Genomic DNA, 16,429 nt, shown 5'->3' on the forward strand with positions numbered 1-16,429 from the left:
TCAATAGCGGCGCTTATGCCACAGGCAAATCACTTTTTGGGGCGATAGACCTGATCGTCGGTGGGGAAGGCGCGGCTGCGCACATCGGCGGCGTAGCGGGCGGCGGCGTCGCTGATGGTTTCGGCCATGGCGCCATAGCGTTTGACGAAGCGGGGCGTGCGTTCGAACATGCCCAACATGTCCTCGGCCACCAGCACCTGCCCGTCGCAGCGCGCCGATGCGCCAATGCCGATGACCGGCACCGCCACCGTATCGGTAATGAGGTCGGCCAGTTCTTCCATCACGCCTTCGACCACCATGGCGAAGGCGCCGGCGGATGCGACGGCGCGGGCGTCGCCCACTATCTTGGCATGTTCCGCCTCGCTCTTGCCGCGCGCGCCGTAGCCGCCGAGCGCGTTCACCGCCTGGGGCGTCAGGCCGATATGCGCCATGACCGGTATGCCGCGCTGGCTGAGAAAGGCGATGGTGTCGGCCATGGCCTCCCCGCCCTCCAGCTTGACGCCCGCCGCGCCGGTTTCGGCCAGGATGCGGCTGGCGCTGGTAAAGGCCTGCTGCGGGGACGCTTCATAGCTGCCAAAGGGCATGTCGACGATGACGACGCTGTGATAGCTGCCGCGCACAACCGCCGCGCCATGGGCGATCATCATGTCCAGCGTTACGGGCAGGGTAGAAGGCAGGCCGTAGATCACCTGGCCCAGCGAATCGCCTACCAGCAGCAGGTCGCAATGCGGATCGAGCAATTGCGCTTGCCGCGCGGTGTAGGCGGTCAGCATGACGAGCGGCTCGGCGGTCTGCCCGTCCACCTTGCGCCGCTGAATGGCGGGCACGGTCAGCCGCTTCATCGGCGCTGGCGTCGGTGTGGCGCGGCTTGTCGCGGTGTCGATCGTGAAGGTCGTGGACATGATGGCGCTCTACCCCAGCGCGGGGCGCGGCGCAAATCATGCAAAGGGAAGAGGAGCGGCACTGCCATGCCGCTCCTCCTCAGGGGGCCGTACTTTAAAAATCCGCCTTGATGGTGAGGCCATAGGTGCGCGGGTCGCCCGGCTGCCCGGCGATCAGGCCGGTATTGCCCGGCGTGGTCGCCAGCACCTCCATATAATTGCGGTCGAAGATGTTGCGCACCCAGCCATAGACGTTGATCCCGTCGCTGTTGCGGAAGCCCAGGCGCAGATTGTTGAGGCTGTATCCTTTGATATCCATATAGATGGAGCGGGACGCGTTCGACGAGAAGGTCGAGCGATAGCTGCCATCCCAGCCGATATAAAATTGTCCGTCACCGCTCAGCACGGCTGTAGGCACGTTGAATTCCACGCCGTAGGATAGCGAATATTTGGAGATGCCGGGCAGCAACTGGCCGGATATGTCGCAGGTGGCCGGGCTGGACGATCCGCCTGACAGTTCGGGCGGGCAGGGGGCATTGGTGAAGCGCAGATATTTGGGGTCGGTATAGGCGCCGCTGGCATAGGTGCTGATCCGGTCGGACGGGCGGACGGAGAAGTCCGCCTCGATCCCGCGCACCCGCACCTTGTCCGCATTGGCGAGATAGCCGCGCAGGACGCTGTTCTGGCCATTGTTCACGATCGCCTGATAATCGCGGATTTCGGTCCAGAAGCCGCTCAGGTTGAGCGTCGCGCGCTTGTCCCAGAATTGCGTTTTCAGGCCGACTTCATAATGGTTGACCTTTTCCGGCTTGACGGTCGCCACGTCCAACTGCGGGTTGCCGTTCGCGTCCAGCGGCACGCCGTTCAAGTTGATGCCGCCCGATTTGAAGGCGCGCGACCAGGTGGCATAGGCCATCACATCGTCGCTCACTTCATAGGACGCCGTCAGGTCCCAGGACAGGTTCCAGTCGCTGAACCTGGCGTCGAAGGACTGCGGCGCCAGCACGCCCCGTTGCGCGACGATCCAGGGGTCGGTACTGGCGAAGGTGACAGTCTGGCGCGTGCCGTCCGACGCGGTGCCGGTGACGGCGGACTCGTAGCTGCCCGTCTTGCGGTCATAGTTGAGGCGCAGGCCGGGCTGGAGGCTGAGGCGGTCGGTCAAATGCCAGGTCAACTGACCAAACAGTGCCGCGCTGCTGTTCTTAAGGCGAATGTCATTGTCGGCGGTCAGCCCCTCCAGCACGGCCGGGATTTGCGACAGCGGGCTGGATGGGTTGAGCAGCCATGCGCTGGCGTCTGCGCCCTGCACCTGGCTGCCGGTGGTGTGGATCGTCTGGTGAAAGGCGAACGCGCCGACGACAAAGTCGATCGTCTGCCCTTCCTGCGCATAGCGCAGTTCCTGGGTCCATTGCTTCTGCTGGGTCGGGTTCTGCGACTTGGCGGTGATATCAAGGCCGGTGAAATCGCGGTCGTTGGACGGCTGCCAGTCCCAGTAGCGATAGGCCGACACCGATGTCAGCGTTCCAGCGCCAAGGTCCCATTCCGCCCGAAGCGACGCGCCGCCCATTTCGTTGCGCGCGCGCAGCGCCGCGTCAAGGTCGGTGAGGCGGTCATAGGGATTGGTGCTGGGCACCTGATAGCCAAGCGCCGCCGTCAGGGCAGGATATTGGCGGTTGGCCGCGCGCTGCGTCGGGCCATAGCCGGCATAGATTTGCGCGCAGCAGACCGGGTTCTGGAGATTATAGTCACCAGACAGAGTGAGGCTGAGCGTATCGGTCGCCTTCCACAGCAAGGATCCCTTGAGGCCCAGGAAATCCTGGCTGTTGACGCGCTGGTCGGTGGCGACGTTGTAAATCGTGCCATTGCGATCCGTGACCGATGCGCCGATGCGCACGGCCAGCCGATCGGTGATCGGTCCCGACACCGTCGCCTTGGCCTGTTTGAAGCCAAGATTGCCGACCGAGATTTCCGCCTTGCCCTCATAGCTGAAGCTGGGCGCGCGGGTGGTGATGTTGATCGCGCCGGCGGTCGTGTTCTTGCCATAGAGCGTGCCTTGCGGCCCGCGCAGGACTTCCACCTGCTCGATATCTACGAAATCCAGCGTCGCGGCGGCGACCCGGTTATAATAGACCTGATCGATATAGATGCCCACGCCCTGTTCGATGCCGTCGTTGGTGAGGCCGAGCGGCGCGCCGATGCCGCGAATGTTGATCGAACTGTTGCGCGGGTTGGTGGAATAGAATTGCAGCGTCGGCTGCAACTGCGTCAGCCGCTGGATATTGTAGCTGCCAGTCTGCTCGATCGCGTCGGCATTCAGGACGGAGACCGAGAGCGGCACATCCTGCAACTCTTCGGCGCGGCGACGCGCGGTGACGACGATGGCGCCGCCGACGATGGCCGCGTCCGCTTCCTGCGGGGCGGTGTCCTGCGCATGGGCGGCAGGCAGGATGAAGGATGCGCTCGCGACGCTCGCGAGCAACAGGAAACGCGCAATCATGACAAATCCCTTTCCGGCTGTCCGGTGGTTGTTGATCACGGCATTTCCGGCGGTCCGGTCAAAGCCACAGGTCTGTGCGGGAATGACAGGCGTTCAATTCATGCGGCTCACCCCCAAACCGCATGGGCCGATCGGGCGGGAGCCCGAAAAGGCTATGGTCGTCCGCTCAGGCGGTCAGTCGCGTCTTTTCGGTGACGTCGATCTGGACCACGCGCGCGTCATGAACGGTCAGCGTGATCGATCCGAAGCGAAGCTGTTCCAGAACATCGCGCACCTTGTCGATGCTGGCGACGATATCTCCGCGCATCCCGTCCGGGCGCGCATGGCGGTAATCGATCGGTCGTTGGTCGGTCATGGGCACCTCTTGCTGCTGCTTTTATCTCAATCATAATAGTAGACAAAAAAGGAAAAATAATGGGCGGTCAAGTTTGTCTTGTCCCACCCGAATGATGTGCGTGATGCGCTCAGGGATGGCCGGATGACCAAATGCTGCGGGTCGCTGATGGCCTTTGGCGCGGCGGGATCGGCGCCGCATCGGTGCTCAAGGCCAGGCTATGCGCGTCGTCGACCAGTTCGTCGAGCAGGCTCTGGCCAAACGCCCAGTCGCCAAGACCCGACTGCGCATTGATATGGCCGCGATGGCCGGCATCGACAAAGCGACTGCCCCAATATTTGCCCATGCTGTGCGCGCGTTCGAAAAAGATATAGGGGTCGTCGCGGCTGGCGACCAGGATCGACGGGAAAGGCAGCGACGATCGCGGTACCGGTCCGAAACTGCCGATCATATCGGGCGTTTCTGCCCGGTCGCAATCGGGCGGCGCGACCAGCAACGCGCCGGTCACTGGCCAGCCATAGGCCTGGTTCTGCAACGCGCCCCACCAGGCGACGGTGATGCAGCCCAGGCTATGGGCGGCCAGGACCACCGGCCCGTCAATCTGGCGGATGGCCGCGTCCAGTCGCGTCACCCAGGCGTTGCGGTTGGGGCTGGCCCAGCGGCCCAGGTCCACCCGCTGACAATCTCCGCGCTGATCTTCCCACAGCGTTGGCCAATGGCCTTCTCCGCTATTGTTAAGGCCCGGTACGGTCAGCACCACGGGCGACCGGCGGCTGCCGGCAGATCCGAATCGGTTCATGGTCCTTCTCCTCATCGTAATGGGGTAAAGACCTATACTCTATTTAATCAGTAGACAATAAAATGTCGCTGAGCCGTGCCTGGGCGTCGCCATCCGGAAAGCAGAAGGGGGCGGCAACGCTTGGCTGCCGCCCCCGACTAGTGCTGGGAAACGCTCTTACCAGGGATAGACCACGCCATAATATTGATAGACGTTGCGGCCATAGGCCTCGTCATAATCCGGGCGGGCATCGGCTGCGTAGCGCGGGGCATTGTCCAGCACGTCTTTGTCCAGGTCGATCACATAGCCGCCCTTGTCGGTGTCATAGGTCAGGACCGACCAGGGCAGCGGATAATGATCGTTGCCAATGCCCAGGAACCCACCGAAGGACAGGACGGCATAGCGCACCTGACCGCTGCGCTTTTCGACCATGAAATTGTCGATCTTGCCCAGATGCTCGCCTTCCCGGTTGTAGACGGCGGTTCCTTCCACCCGGTCGGATGCGATAAGGTCGTTCCGGCTGTCAGCCATAAAATCGGTCATTGTCACTCTCCTGCATGAAATTGCCTATCTAATGGCAACAAGGCGGGGCCACAGGGGTTCCCCCTTTCTTTGCCATGGAGACGCATATGAAGATCAATCGCAGCGGATCGGCGGCCTGGAGCGGCGGCCTGAAGGATGGAAAGGGCACGATTTCGACCCAGAGCGGCGCGCTCGACGCCTATCCCTATGGTTTCGCCACGCGGTTTGAAGGCGTGCCCGGCAGCAACCCCGAAGAACTGATCGCCGCCGCCCATGCGTCCTGCTTCACCATGGCGCTCTCGATGATCCTGGGCGAAGCGGGGCTGACCGCGGAGAAGATGGAAACCAGCGCTGTCGTGACCCTGGAACAACAGGATGGCGGCTTCGCCGTCACCGCCAGCCGCCTGTCGCTCAAGGCGACCATCCCCAGCGCCGACGATGAAACATTCCAGGAGCTTGCGGCCAAGGCGAAGGCCAATTGCCCGATTTCCAAGCTGCTGAAGGCCGAGATCAGCCTCGAGGCGGAACTGCTGAACTGACGACCGGTCGCCTGGCGCGGACATGTTCGCGCCAGGCGATATACAGGCCGCTGGCAACGATCAGGGCCGCGCCGATCCAGGTGGTGGCGAGCGGCCAGTTCTCGCCGATTGCGACGCCCAGCAACGTGGTCCAGATGATCGCGCTATAATCCATCGGCAGGACGACGGATACCGGTCCCCAGCGCAGCGCGGCAGTCAGACATAGCTGTGCAATGCCGCCGAACAGGCCGATCATCAGCAACAGGCCCCATGTCATCCAATCGTGATTTTGCGCGACAAAGGGCATGGCCAGCCCCAGCGGGATCATCGACAGGGTCGTGAACCAGAAGACGACGACGCCGGCTGGTTCTGTCCGACCAAGTTCGCGCAGGACCAGGCTCACGCTGGCCGTCACCAGCGCCGCAGCGATGGCGACGGCCACGCCCTGAAGCGGGAAATGGCCGGCATCCGGCCGGATCATCACCAGCACGCCGACAAAGCCAAGCGCCACCGCGCCCCAGCGATGCCATCCGGTCGCCTCGCGCAGGATGAGCGCGGACAGGATGGTGCCGAATATCGGCATGGTGAAGCCGATCGTCGCGGCTTCAGCAGGTGGCAGCAGGATATAGGAGAGGAAATTGAGGCACATGCCGGTGAGGCCTATGGCCATGCGGCTGGCATGGACGCCGATCCGCTTGGTGCGCACGGTCGCAAGCCCGCCTGCCGACATGAGCCAGATCGCCACCACCGGCAGGGCGAGCGCCTGGCGATAGAAGAGAGATTCGATGACATGCACGCCGCGCTCGCTTGCCAGCCGCACCGTGATGAACATCACCGACAGACAGATGACTGCGGTCAGGCGCAGCGCAATGGCGAAAAGCGGGCGGTGGGGGCGGGCGGGGGCAGTCACGCCCCCGCCTTAGCCTACCCGGGCGCGGGCGCAAGCAGCTTGCCCGCCGCCCGGATCATGCCGTGGGCTTGCGGAATTTCAGCGTCATCCGGTCGCTTTCGCCAATGCCCATATATTTGGCCTTGTCGACATCCTTGTTGCGCAGCACTGGCGGAAGGGTCCACACGCCCTTGTCCCAATCGGCTGTATCCTTGGGATTGGCGTTCACTTCGGACGCGCCGACATATTCAAATCCCGCGTCCTCGGCCAGCTTGCGCACGGTCGAAACCTTGAGATAGCCGCTCTTCATTTCCGCGGCGCTGTCGCGATCCTCCGGCAGACGGTGATCGACCACGCCCAGCGTGCCGCCGGGTTTCAGCATCGTGTAGAAGGCCTTGAACGTATCGGCCGCCTTGCCGCCCATGACCATGTTGTGGACATTGCGGAAGGTCAGGACCGTGTCCACGCTGCCCGCAGGGATGCTGGCGGCCTCTTCGGGATAGGCGACCAGCTTGACCTGATCATAGACCGGATTGGACGCCAGGAAGCTCTTATACCCGTCCAGATAGCTGCCGCTCGGTTGCAAGGCGTAAAAGGTGCCGTGATCGCGGATCAGCGGCGCCAGAATTTCCGAATACCAACCGCCGCTGGGCGAATATTCGACCACGGTCTGCATTGGCGTGACGCCGAAAAAGGCGAGCGTCTCGGCCGGATGGCGATATTGGTCGCGCGCGACATTGGCGGGCTTGCGGGTGGGCGCGGCAACGGCGGCGGCGATCGGATCGGCCGCCATCTGGTGGCCGGCATGGGCATCATGCTGCGCCAGCAGCGGCATGGCGGGCAGGGCTAGGCCGGCAATCGCCAGGCCAATCGGAACGAGACGGTTCATGGCACCAATCCTCTCTTCATCGCGGATGAAGGCAGATGTGCCGTTGTCGACAGGGGTGCGCAAGGGGCGGCGGGGAATATTCCCCGCCAGCCACGCAATGTTACAGACAGGCTTCCAGGAAAGGCTGGTCGAACCCGAACATCCGCGCCTTGTCCAGCGTATAGGGGCGCAGCCCCATGGAGCGATATTCGCCCACGATCTTCCCGCTATCGTCCTCGTCATGATATTCGAACTTGAACAGTTCCTGCGTGACGATGACGTCGCCTTCCATGCCGATGACTTCGGTGACGTTGGTGACGCGGCGCGACCCGTCGCGCAGGCGCTTCACCTGGACGATGAGGTCCACCGAATCGGCGATCTGCTTGGAAATGGCTTCCTTGGGGATCTTGATGTCGCCCATCAGAATCATGTTTTCCATACGGCCCAGGCATTCGCGCGGGCTGTTGGCGTGCAGGGTGCACATCGATCCGTCATGGCCCGTATTCATCGCGGCGAGCAGATCGAAACATTCCGCGCCACGAATTTCGCCCAGGATGATGCGGTCAGGGCGCATACGCAGCGCGTTCTTGACAAGGTCGCCGATGGTGATCGCGCCCTGACCCTCCAGGTTGGGCGGGCGGGTTTCGAGCGGCAGCCAGTGCGGCTGTTGCAGGCGCAGTTCGGCCGCGTCCTCGATCGTCAGCACGCGCTCGCCTGGGTCGATCATCTTCGACAGGGCATTAAGCATCGTCGTCTTGCCCGAACCGGTGCCGCCCGAAATGACGATGTTGAACCGGCACGCGCCCGCGATCTTGAGCGCGGTCGCCATCTTCGGCGACATTGCGCCCCATTGCGCCAACATGTCGATGGTGATCGGCTTGGCCGAAAATTTACGGATCGAAATCGCCGTGCCGCGCAGCGAAAGCGGCGGCACGATGACATTGACGCGCGAGCCGTCGGGGAGGCGGGCGTCGGCCAGCGGCGTGGTCTGATCGACGCGGCGGCCGACCTTGTTCACGATGCGCTGGGCGATCTGAAACAAATGCTCCTCATCGCGGAACTTGATCGGCGCGACCTGCAGCTTGCCCTTCTTTTCGATATAGGTCTGTTCCGGGCCATTGACCATGATGTCGGTCACATCCGGGTCGGACAGCAGCTCTTCGAGCGGCCCAAGGCCCAGCAGTTCATCGACCAGCACTTTTTCCAGCGCGAATTGTTCGCGGCGGTTGAGCGTCAGTTTCAGTTCCGCCAGCACTTCCATGATGATCGGGCGGAACTCCTCCGCCAGTTCATCCTTAGTCAGCGTCGCCGCCGCTTCGGGATCGACACGCTCCAGCAGGCGGGGCAGCACCTGTTCCTTGATCTTGTGGACGCTGGCTTCAAAACCCTGCGGCCCGGCATCGGGCACATGCTCTGCATTGGCGCGCTCGGACAGGCGCGACATGGCGTCGGCGTTGCGCTGCATCTGGCTGGTCGGCGCGGCAAGCGGATCGAACGGTGCTTCGCCGGGCAGGGATGCGATATCCAATGGCGGAAATTGATCGCCGCCGACCGGCAACTCCTCTTTGGTGGCGGTCCCGCCCCCCTGCATCGGGCGTGCAATGCCAAAGCCGGGCTTGGTGCCGGCAGGTCCATTCTTCCGTCCAAAGGCGCTCATATTTCTCCGCCATCATTGCGTGATCGGTCCGGCGAACCCGATAGGACCGATGTAAGACTGAAAAAGGTGAATAGGCTGGAAACTTTGATAAATGCCTAATGCCGGGGGCTGGCGATCGCAGGCGCAGTGACGAAGCGCGGGTCCGTGCCGAACCATGCGCCCACCAGCCGCGCGCCATCCAGCAGCTTGCGGCCCTGCGGCGTGATGTGGATACGCCCCTGGTCTACCCGGATATTGCCCGACAGGCTCTGTTCGGCGATCCGCCGGTCGATCTGGCGCATGTCGCCCAGATACTGGCGGACATAGACCTGTTCCAGCCCCGCAGCGTCCAATTGCCCGTCCTGCCGCTCGATCCGCGCGAGCAGAAACATGGTGATCGACCGGTCGAAGGTGACGGGAAAGACGATCAGGAAGCTGATGTTGAAGGCAAGCGACAGGGCGACCGCGCCTACCAGCGTCTCCGGGGACAGGTTAAGCCGATGCCGCGCGATGATGCCGGCGAACAGCAGGAGGAATGCGGTCACACCGGCGATTGCCACGCCCCTGTAAAACAGAATGGCGACGTAGCCCAGCAGCGGACTGCGGATCAACGCGACATAGAGCAGGAAGCCCAGCGCCATGGTGGCGCAATAGGCCAGCGCCAGCAGCAGCAGGCTGCGGATCAGGGTCATGGCAGGGTCTTTCTGGGCAGGACCTTTCGGGTCGGGGATGCGATGCAGATGTCGGCCGTGCGGTAGAGGCAGGGCAGGGCGGCGGGCGGGCCGCCCAGCGCCTTCCACGCCGGATCGCGCCGGGTGAAGAGCAGAGTGTCGCTCCGCCCGCGCGCGGCGCGATCCCGATATTGGGCCAGCGTCAGCGGCTGCGTGAAGACCGGCGTGAGCAGCGCCACGCGCGCGGCTACGGCGTGTCGGTCTGCCCCGAACAGGAAGGCGTCCCTGTCCGCGACCGCCGGCCAGTGCCGGGTATAGAGGCCGAAATCGAGCGCCCGCCGCTTGAGCACCGGATTATGCTGGAGCGTCGCGCCTTCGGGCAGATGCCGGTCGGCCCAGCGATAGGCCTCGCGCAGGGCGTAGGCCATGGCGGGGTCGTCATTCACCTCGATCGCGCGGACGGGGAAGGCGGGCGCGCGAATGAGGCGCATGCCGACAATGTCCCAGACCGTGCCGGTGAGGCCGAGAGCCAGGAGCAGTCCGCCCAGGACCCCAAAGCGCCGCGCCGCGTCGTCCTCCTGCGCCACCCGCATCGTCCAGACCATCAGCGGCACCAGGATGAACAGCGCCGCGCGCCAACCCAGATCATTGTTGATGATGACCGATTGCAGGAAGCTCGCGACCAGCAGTCCCACTACCAGGGTGCCGAGCAACAGGGCGCGCACCGGGCGGCCCGCCGCATCGGCCGGCCGCTCGCTGCGGGCATAGAGGCTTGCGCCCAGCATCACGAACCCAAATTCCAGCGCATAGTTGAGCGGCAGGAGGATAAGGCTCCAAAGCTGCGCAGCCATGTCATGGCCGGCGAACAACGAAGTGAAGGGTCGGATATGCAGCGCCACCGGAAAGACATCGGGCGCGCGGCCATGGATGAGGTCGAGGCATTGGGGCACCGACAAGAGCAGGGCGACGACGCCCGACAGCAGTAGCGTGCCATCCCGCCGCCATAGCGCCATCATGCCCCAGACGATCAGGACCGGCGCGAGGGTCAGGCTGATCCACACCGACGCGCCGAACATGCTGGCATAGGCCGCGCCAGCCCCTACGGCCAGCCACAGGCGCTCCGGCGTATCAAGGCTGCGCGCCCGCGCGTTCAGCAGCAATCCGGTCCACCCCGCGACCAGCGCTAGAATGTGGTGCGGCACCCAGATGGTCGAGGTGGCGAACATGCGGATCTCGCTGTTCCAATTCTCGATTTCCGGTTCGATCCGCCCGACCATCAGGTAGCGCAGCGCCATGAAGAGAAGGTCCGCGCCCGCGACAAAGCACAGCAGGATGGCGATCATCAGCACGCGCCGGCCACGTCCTTCCCGGATCAGGCTGGCGTCAGCGGCGATGCGCCACAGCAGGGCGACGACCGCAATGCCCGTCCAATAGGCGCAGGCGGCAAAGGCCATGACCGGCGATATGTGAAAGCCGCTCGCCCAGCGAATCGCGGCAGGCCAGACATAGAAATAATGATAATAGCCCGCGATCCCGTCGCGCGCGAAAAAGGGATCGGTGAAGGGAATGCCCTGCCGCGCAATCTGTTCGATCACGGCGCCGTGCTTCACCATGTCGAACACGACCAGGCTTTGATAGAGCCGCCCGTCGCGATCGAAATCCATGAGCGTCCAGGCGCAGATCAGCCACCAGCCAAGCGCGACGAGCAGGAACGCGCCCGTGCCGCGACAGGCGGGCGTGATGCCTCTCAACTGGTTGATGCCGAACAGAGCGAGTGCGCCATTGAGCAGCAGCATGCCCGGCATGCCGATAGCCCGGATCGCGAGGACATCCAATACTGGCAGGATGGCGAGCGACAGGAGTATCGCCCAGCCGGCGCGCGGCCAGAAGCCTTCCGCCGCCGCCAGTCCGGCACGGTCCAGCAGCCGCAGCAGTCCGAAGCCGGCGACGCAGAATAGCATCGGCGCGAGCAGCGTCGCGCCGAGCAAACCGCCAAGATTCTCTAGAAGATAGGACATGCACACTCCCCGACCGATCATCGATCTAGGCGCGCAAGGTTAAGGAGCCGCTAACCAGAAAAGGGCCGCGCCTCCATGTCGGAGGGCGGCCCTTTTCATTCCGGTGCAAGGGCGGGTCAGCCCGCCTTTTCGGCCAGGACCGTCAGACCCTTTTCATTCACTTCGGCAAAGCCGCCTTCGACCGGAATGACTTCCGGCGCGGCGCCCGCGCTGGCGAAAATCTGGATCGCGCCGTCGCGCACGGTCGACATGAAGGGGGCATGGCCCTCCAGCACACCGAAATCGCCATCGGTGCCGGGCACGACGACCTGATAGACTTCCACCGAGCGGACCAGCTTTTCCGGCGTCACGAGTTCGAAATGCAGTGCCATATCATTTTCTCCCCCCTCCCTATCAGGGAGGGGCCGGGGGTGGGTGCCATTGCGAAGCGATGGCCTGCGCCCTAGCCGAGAAGGTGGACGCTCGCTTCGCTCGCTACCCACCCCTCAATCCCCTCCCTATAAGGGAGGGGAGGGTTTGTTTTTACGCCGCTTCAGCGGCCAGTTTCTTGGCCTTCTCGACCGCTTCGTCGATGCCGCCGACCATGTAGAAGGCGTTTTCGGGCAGATGGTCATATTCGCCTTCCACCACGGCCTTGAACGACTTCACCGTGTCTTCGATCTGGACGAACTTGCCCGAAATGCCGGTGAAGACTTCGGCGACGTGGAAGGGCTGCGACAGGAACTTCTGAATCTTGCGCGCGCGGGCGACGGTCAGCTTGTCCTCTTCGCTGAGCTCATCCATGCCCAGAATGGCGATGATGTCCTGCAGCGACTTGTACTTCTGCAGGATCGACTGGACCGCACGAGCGGTTTCATAATGTTCCTGACCGACGACGCGGGGTTCCAGAACGCGGCTGGTCGAGTCCAGCGGGTCGACCGCCGGATAGATGCCCAGTTCCGAAATGGCGCGGTTGAGAACCGTGGTGGCGTCCAAGTGCGCGAAGCTGGTCGCAGGCGCCGGGTCGGTAAGGTCGTCCGCGGGAACATAGACGGCCTGCACCGAGGTGATCGACCCCTTGTTGGTCGAGGTGATGCGTTCCTGCAAAGCGCCCATGTCGGTCGACAAGGTCGGCTGATAGCCCACGGCCGAAGGAATGCGGCCGAGCAGCGCTGACACTTCCGCGCCCGCCTGGGTGAAGCGGAAGATGTTGTCGACGAAGAACAGCACGTCCTGATTTTCGACGTCGCGGAAATATTCGGCGATGGTCAGGCCCGACAGGGCGACGCGCGCGCGGGCGCCCGGCGGTTCGTTCATCTGGCCGTACACCAGCGCAACCTTCGACCCTTCGCTGATCGCGTTGCCGTCGGCATCCTTGGCGATGACGTTGGCGTCGAGGAATTCATGGTACAGATCGTTACCTTCACGAGTGCGTTCGCCCACGCCTGCGAAGACCGAGGTGCCGCCATGGCCCTTGGCGATGTTGTTGATGAGTTCCTGGATCAGCACGGTCTTGCCCACGCCCGCGCCGCCGAACAGGCCGATCTTGCCGCCCTTGGCATAGGGCGCCAGAAGGTCGATGACCTTGATGCCGGTGACGAGGATCGACGCATCGGTCGACTGGTCGATGAATTCCGGTGCCTTGGCGTGAATGGGCGAGCGCAGTTCGGTCTGGACCGGGCCGCGTTCGTCGATCGGTTCACCCACGACGTTCAGGATGCGGCCGAGCGTAGCCGGGCCGACGGGGACGCTGATCTGCGCGCCGGTGTCGGTCACTTCCTGACCGCGGGTCAGGCCGTCGGTCGAGTCCATCGCGATGGTGCGGACAGTGTTCTCGCCGAGATGCTGGGCGACTTCCAGCACAAGGCGCTGGCCGTTGTTGCTGGTTTCCAGCGCCGAAAGGATCGCCGGGAGCGCATCGGGGAAGGTCACGTCGACGACGGCGCCGATGACCTGCGAAATGCGGCCTACATTGTTGGTGGTTGCCATGACTTCGTTTCCTTGCCTCAATGCAATCTGCGTCTAAATCTAAAAACCAATAAAACCAGACTTAAGCCGGCACATAGCAGCGGTGCCCACAAAATTCCTCGGCCATCACCCCAAAGCAGATAGTAGCCTGTAAAAATCAAAACGTTTCCCATGAGTATGAACAGAACGACATCTTCCTGCTCAACCAACCTGTTTTCACGCTCTGTTTTTTCAAATGGCGTCAGCCTGCTTTCATCATATTCCTTCTGCTCTTTCCGAGCCCGCTTCATCGCAGCTCGAAAATTCCTGTCCATCTTTAAAGCGCCTCCGCGCCCGAGATGATTTCGACCAGTTCGGTGGTGATCGCGGCCTGCCGGCTGCGGTTATACTGGATGGTCAGCTTGTTGATAAGGTCGCCGGCGTTGCGGGTCGCATTGTCCATCGCGGTCATCGACGCGCCCTGTTCGGACGCGTTGTTTTCCAGCAGCGCCTTGAAGAGCTGTACTGTGACGTTGCGCGGCAGCAGGTCGTCCAGGATAGCTTCCTCGCTCGGTTCATATTCTACCGTCGCGGGGATGGCGTTGCGGTCGGCGTCGGCCGGGATTTTTACCGGAATGATCTGCTGCTCGGTCGGAATCTGCGCCAGCGCCGACTTGAAGCGCGAATAGAAGAGGTGCGCGACATCGAACTTGCCGTTCAGATACATGTCGGTCAGTTCATGCGCGATCGCCTGCGCCTGATCGAAGCCGGGCTCCTTGACCCCCGTGGTATCGAACTGCGCGACGATCTTGCCGGGATAGGTGCGGTTGATGACCGGACGGCCCTTGCGCCCGATTAGATAGAATTGCACCTTCTTGCCGTCCAGCTCCAGCGCGCGCGCCTTGGCCAGCGCGGCTTTCACGATGTTGGCGTTGAATGCGCCGGCAAGGCCACGGTCGCTATTGGCGACGACCAGCAGGTGGACGTCATCCTTGCCCGTGCCCGCCAGCAGCGGCGAAGCGCCTTCGCCCGAACCACCGGCAATCTTGGTCGCAAGGCTGGCGACGACCGCTTCCAGCCGCTCGCTATAGGGACGCGCGGCTTCGGCCGCGGCCTGCGCCTTGCGCAGCTTCGCGGCGGCGACCATCTGCTTGGCCTTGGTGATCTTCTGGGTCGATTTGACCGACCCGATCCGGATTTTCAGTTCCTTGAGGCTGGGCATGACGAACCTTCTGGTTCGTCATCCTGACGAAGGCTGAAACGAGTCACTTGCCTCATTTCAGGATCTCGTGCCGTCCAGGTCTGACCTGAGTGGCCTGAGATCCCAGCCTTCGCCGGGATGACGGATTTAACTCTTACGCGAAAGTCTTGCCGAAGCTGTCGAGCGCGGCCTTGAGCTTGCCCTTGGCGTCGTCGCCCAGATCCTTGCTGTCGCGGATCGCTGCCAGCACTTGCGGATGATCGTGGCGCAGATAGGCCAGCATCATTTCCTCGTAACGGGTCACGTCCTTGACGGCGACATTGTCGAGATAGCCGTTGGTGCCGGCGAAAATCGACGCGGTCTGCTCTTCAAAGGGCAGGGGCGAGAATTGCGGCTGTTTGAGCAATTCGGTGAGGCGCGCGCCGCGATTGAGCAGCTTCTGGGTCGAGGCGTCGAGGTCCGAACCGAACTGGGCGAAGGCCGCCATTTCGCGATACTGCGCCAGCTCCAGCTTGATGCTGCCCGACACCTTCTTCATCGCCTTGGTCTGCGCGGCGGAACCGACGCGCGACACCGACAGGCCGACGTTGATCGCCGGACGGATGCCCTGGTAGAAAAGGTTGGTTTCGAGGAAGATCTGGCCGTCGGTGATCGAGATCACGTTGGTCGGAATATAGGCCGACACGTCGCCCGCCTGCGTTTCGATGATCGGCAGCGCGGTCAGCGAACCGGCGCCGTTGGCGTCGTTCATCTTGGCCGCGCGCTCCAGCAGGCGGCTGTGCAGGTAGAAAACGTCGCCCGGATAGGCTTCGCGGCCCGGAGGACGACGCAGCAGCAGCGACATCTGGCGATAGGCGACGGCCTGCTTGGACAGATCGTCATAGACGATGACGGCGTGCATGCCATTGTCGCGGAAATATTCGCCCATGGTGACGCCGGTGTAGGGAGCCAGATACTGGAGCGGCGCGGGTTCCGAAGCGGTCGCGGCGACGACGATCGAATAGTCCATCGCGCCATTTTCTTCGAGCTGCTTGACGATCTGCGCGACGGTCGAGCGCTTCTGGCCGATGGCGACATAGATGCAATAGAGCTTCTTGCTCTCATCGTCGCCCGCGTTGATGCCCTTCTGGTTGATGAAGGTATCGATCGCGACGGCGGTCTTGCCGGTCTGACGGTCGCCGATGATCAGCTCGCGCTGGCCACGGCCGACGGGGACGAGGGCGTCGATCGCCTTGAGGCCGGTCTGCACGGGTTCATGCACCGACTTACGGGGGATGATGCCCGGCGCCTTGACTTCCACGCGCTTGCGCTCGGTGTACTGGATCGGGCCCTTGCCGTCGATCGGATTGCCGAGGCCATCGACCACGCGGCCGAGCAGGCCCTTGCCCACGGGCACGTCGACGATGGTGCCGGTGCGCTTGACGACGTCACCTTCCTTGATCTCGGCGTCCGAACCGAAGATCACGACGCCGACATTGTCGACTTCCAGGTTCAGCGCCATGCCCTGCACGCCATTGGCGAACTCGACCATTTCACCGGCCTGGACATTGTCGAGGCCATGGACGCGGGCGATGCCGTCGCCGACCTTGAGCACGGAACCGACTTCGCTCACCTGCGCTTCGGTGCCGAAATTGGCGATCTGGTCCTTGATGACCTTCGAAATTTCTGCGGCGTTGATATCCATGTTCAG

General features: G+C 63.1%; 16 protein-coding genes. 1 reads left to right on the forward strand and 15 read right to left on the reverse strand.

The window, feature by feature from the left end; translation table 11 throughout:
• Window positions 1–29 precede the first annotated feature (29 nt).
• From panB to LL253_RS02760, 5 genes are all read right to left on the reverse strand, one after another.
• Window positions 30–902, reverse strand: coding sequence for a 3-methyl-2-oxobutanoate hydroxymethyltransferase (gene panB, locus LL253_RS02740; protein ID WP_228226118.1), 873 nt, complete (start codon window positions 900–902; stop codon window positions 30–32).
• Window positions 903–996: 94 nt separating this feature from the next.
• Complete coding sequence (locus LL253_RS02745) at window positions 997–3,378, reverse strand: TonB-dependent receptor (RefSeq protein WP_228226119.1); 2,382 nt, start codon at window positions 3,376–3,378, stop codon at window positions 997–999.
• Window positions 3,379–3,544: 166 nt separating this feature from the next.
• A complete protein-coding gene (locus tag LL253_RS02750) occupies window positions 3,545–3,733 on the reverse strand; it encodes a YezD family protein (RefSeq protein WP_009821071.1) in 189 nt (62 codons plus the stop codon).
• 109 nt (window positions 3,734–3,842) lie between these two features.
• Window positions 3,843–4,511 carry an RBBP9/YdeN family alpha/beta hydrolase gene (locus LL253_RS02755; protein WP_228226120.1) on the reverse strand — a complete coding sequence of 223 codons (669 nt, stop codon included), beginning with the start codon at window positions 4,509–4,511 and terminating at the stop codon, window positions 3,843–3,845.
• Window positions 4,512–4,667: 156 nt separating this feature from the next.
• Complete coding sequence (locus tag LL253_RS02760) at window positions 4,668–5,033, reverse strand: PRC-barrel domain-containing protein (protein WP_228222013.1); 366 nt, start codon at window positions 5,031–5,033, stop codon at window positions 4,668–4,670.
• Between the two features lie 86 nt (window positions 5,034–5,119).
• Here LL253_RS02760 and LL253_RS02765 point away from each other — a divergent pair, with 86 nt between their 5' ends.
• Window positions 5,120–5,551 carry an OsmC family protein gene (locus LL253_RS02765; protein ID WP_037542555.1) on the forward strand — a complete coding sequence of 144 codons (432 nt, stop codon included), beginning with the start codon at window positions 5,120–5,122 and terminating at the stop codon, window positions 5,549–5,551.
• Here LL253_RS02765 and LL253_RS02770 read toward each other — a convergent pair.
• The 10 genes from LL253_RS02770 to atpA form a co-directional block, all read right to left on the reverse strand.
• The gene (locus tag LL253_RS02770; RefSeq protein WP_323133403.1) at window positions 5,523–6,401 is read right to left on the reverse strand and encodes a DMT family transporter; all 879 of its coding nucleotides are present in this window, start codon (window positions 6,399–6,401) and stop codon (window positions 5,523–5,525) included. The genes LL253_RS02765 and LL253_RS02770 overlap by 29 nt on opposite strands.
• A gap of 94 nt (window positions 6,402–6,495) precedes the next feature.
• The gene (locus LL253_RS02775) at window positions 6,496–7,308 is read right to left on the reverse strand and encodes a class I SAM-dependent methyltransferase (RefSeq protein WP_228226122.1); all 813 of its coding nucleotides are present in this window, start codon (window positions 7,306–7,308) and stop codon (window positions 6,496–6,498) included.
• 100 nt (window positions 7,309–7,408) lie between these two features.
• Window positions 7,409–8,944: a CpaF family protein gene (locus LL253_RS02780; protein WP_009821077.1), complete on the reverse strand. Its 1,536-nt coding sequence runs from the start codon at window positions 8,942–8,944 to the stop codon at window positions 7,409–7,411.
• 95 nt (window positions 8,945–9,039) lie between these two features.
• Window positions 9,040–9,615 carry a hypothetical protein gene (locus LL253_RS02785; RefSeq protein ID WP_009821078.1) on the reverse strand — a complete coding sequence of 192 codons (576 nt, stop codon included), beginning with the start codon at window positions 9,613–9,615 and terminating at the stop codon, window positions 9,040–9,042.
• A complete protein-coding gene (locus LL253_RS02790) occupies window positions 9,612–11,612 on the reverse strand; it encodes a hypothetical protein (protein WP_228226123.1) in 2,001 nt (666 codons plus the stop codon). Before LL253_RS02790 ends, LL253_RS02785 begins: the two co-directional genes overlap by 4 nt.
• 116 nt (window positions 11,613–11,728) lie before the next feature.
• Entirely contained in the window at window positions 11,729–11,983 is a 255-nt protein-coding gene (locus LL253_RS02795) for an ATP synthase F1 subunit epsilon (protein WP_009821080.1), read from the reverse strand.
• 151 nt (window positions 11,984–12,134) lie between these two features.
• Window positions 12,135–13,580 (reverse strand): F0F1 ATP synthase subunit beta, encoded by a 1,446-nt coding sequence (gene atpD, locus LL253_RS02800; RefSeq protein WP_009821081.1) that lies wholly within the window; start codon window positions 13,578–13,580, stop codon window positions 12,135–12,137.
• Between the two features lie 17 nt (window positions 13,581–13,597).
• The gene (locus tag LL253_RS02805) at window positions 13,598–13,873 is read right to left on the reverse strand and encodes a hypothetical protein (protein WP_037542103.1); all 276 of its coding nucleotides are present in this window, start codon (window positions 13,871–13,873) and stop codon (window positions 13,598–13,600) included.
• 2 nt (window positions 13,874–13,875) lie between these two features.
• A complete protein-coding gene (locus LL253_RS02810) occupies window positions 13,876–14,760 on the reverse strand; it encodes a F0F1 ATP synthase subunit gamma (protein ID WP_228226124.1) in 885 nt (294 codons plus the stop codon).
• A 133-nt stretch (window positions 14,761–14,893) separates the two neighbouring features.
• Complete coding sequence (gene atpA, locus LL253_RS02815) at window positions 14,894–16,423, reverse strand: F0F1 ATP synthase subunit alpha (protein WP_228226125.1); 1,530 nt, start codon at window positions 16,421–16,423, stop codon at window positions 14,894–14,896.
• Between the last annotated feature and the right edge of the window lie 6 nt (window positions 16,424–16,429).

This window comes from Sphingobium soli (assembly GCF_020782245.1).
Classification (GTDB): domain Bacteria; phylum Pseudomonadota; class Alphaproteobacteria; order Sphingomonadales; family Sphingomonadaceae; genus Sphingobium; species Sphingobium soli.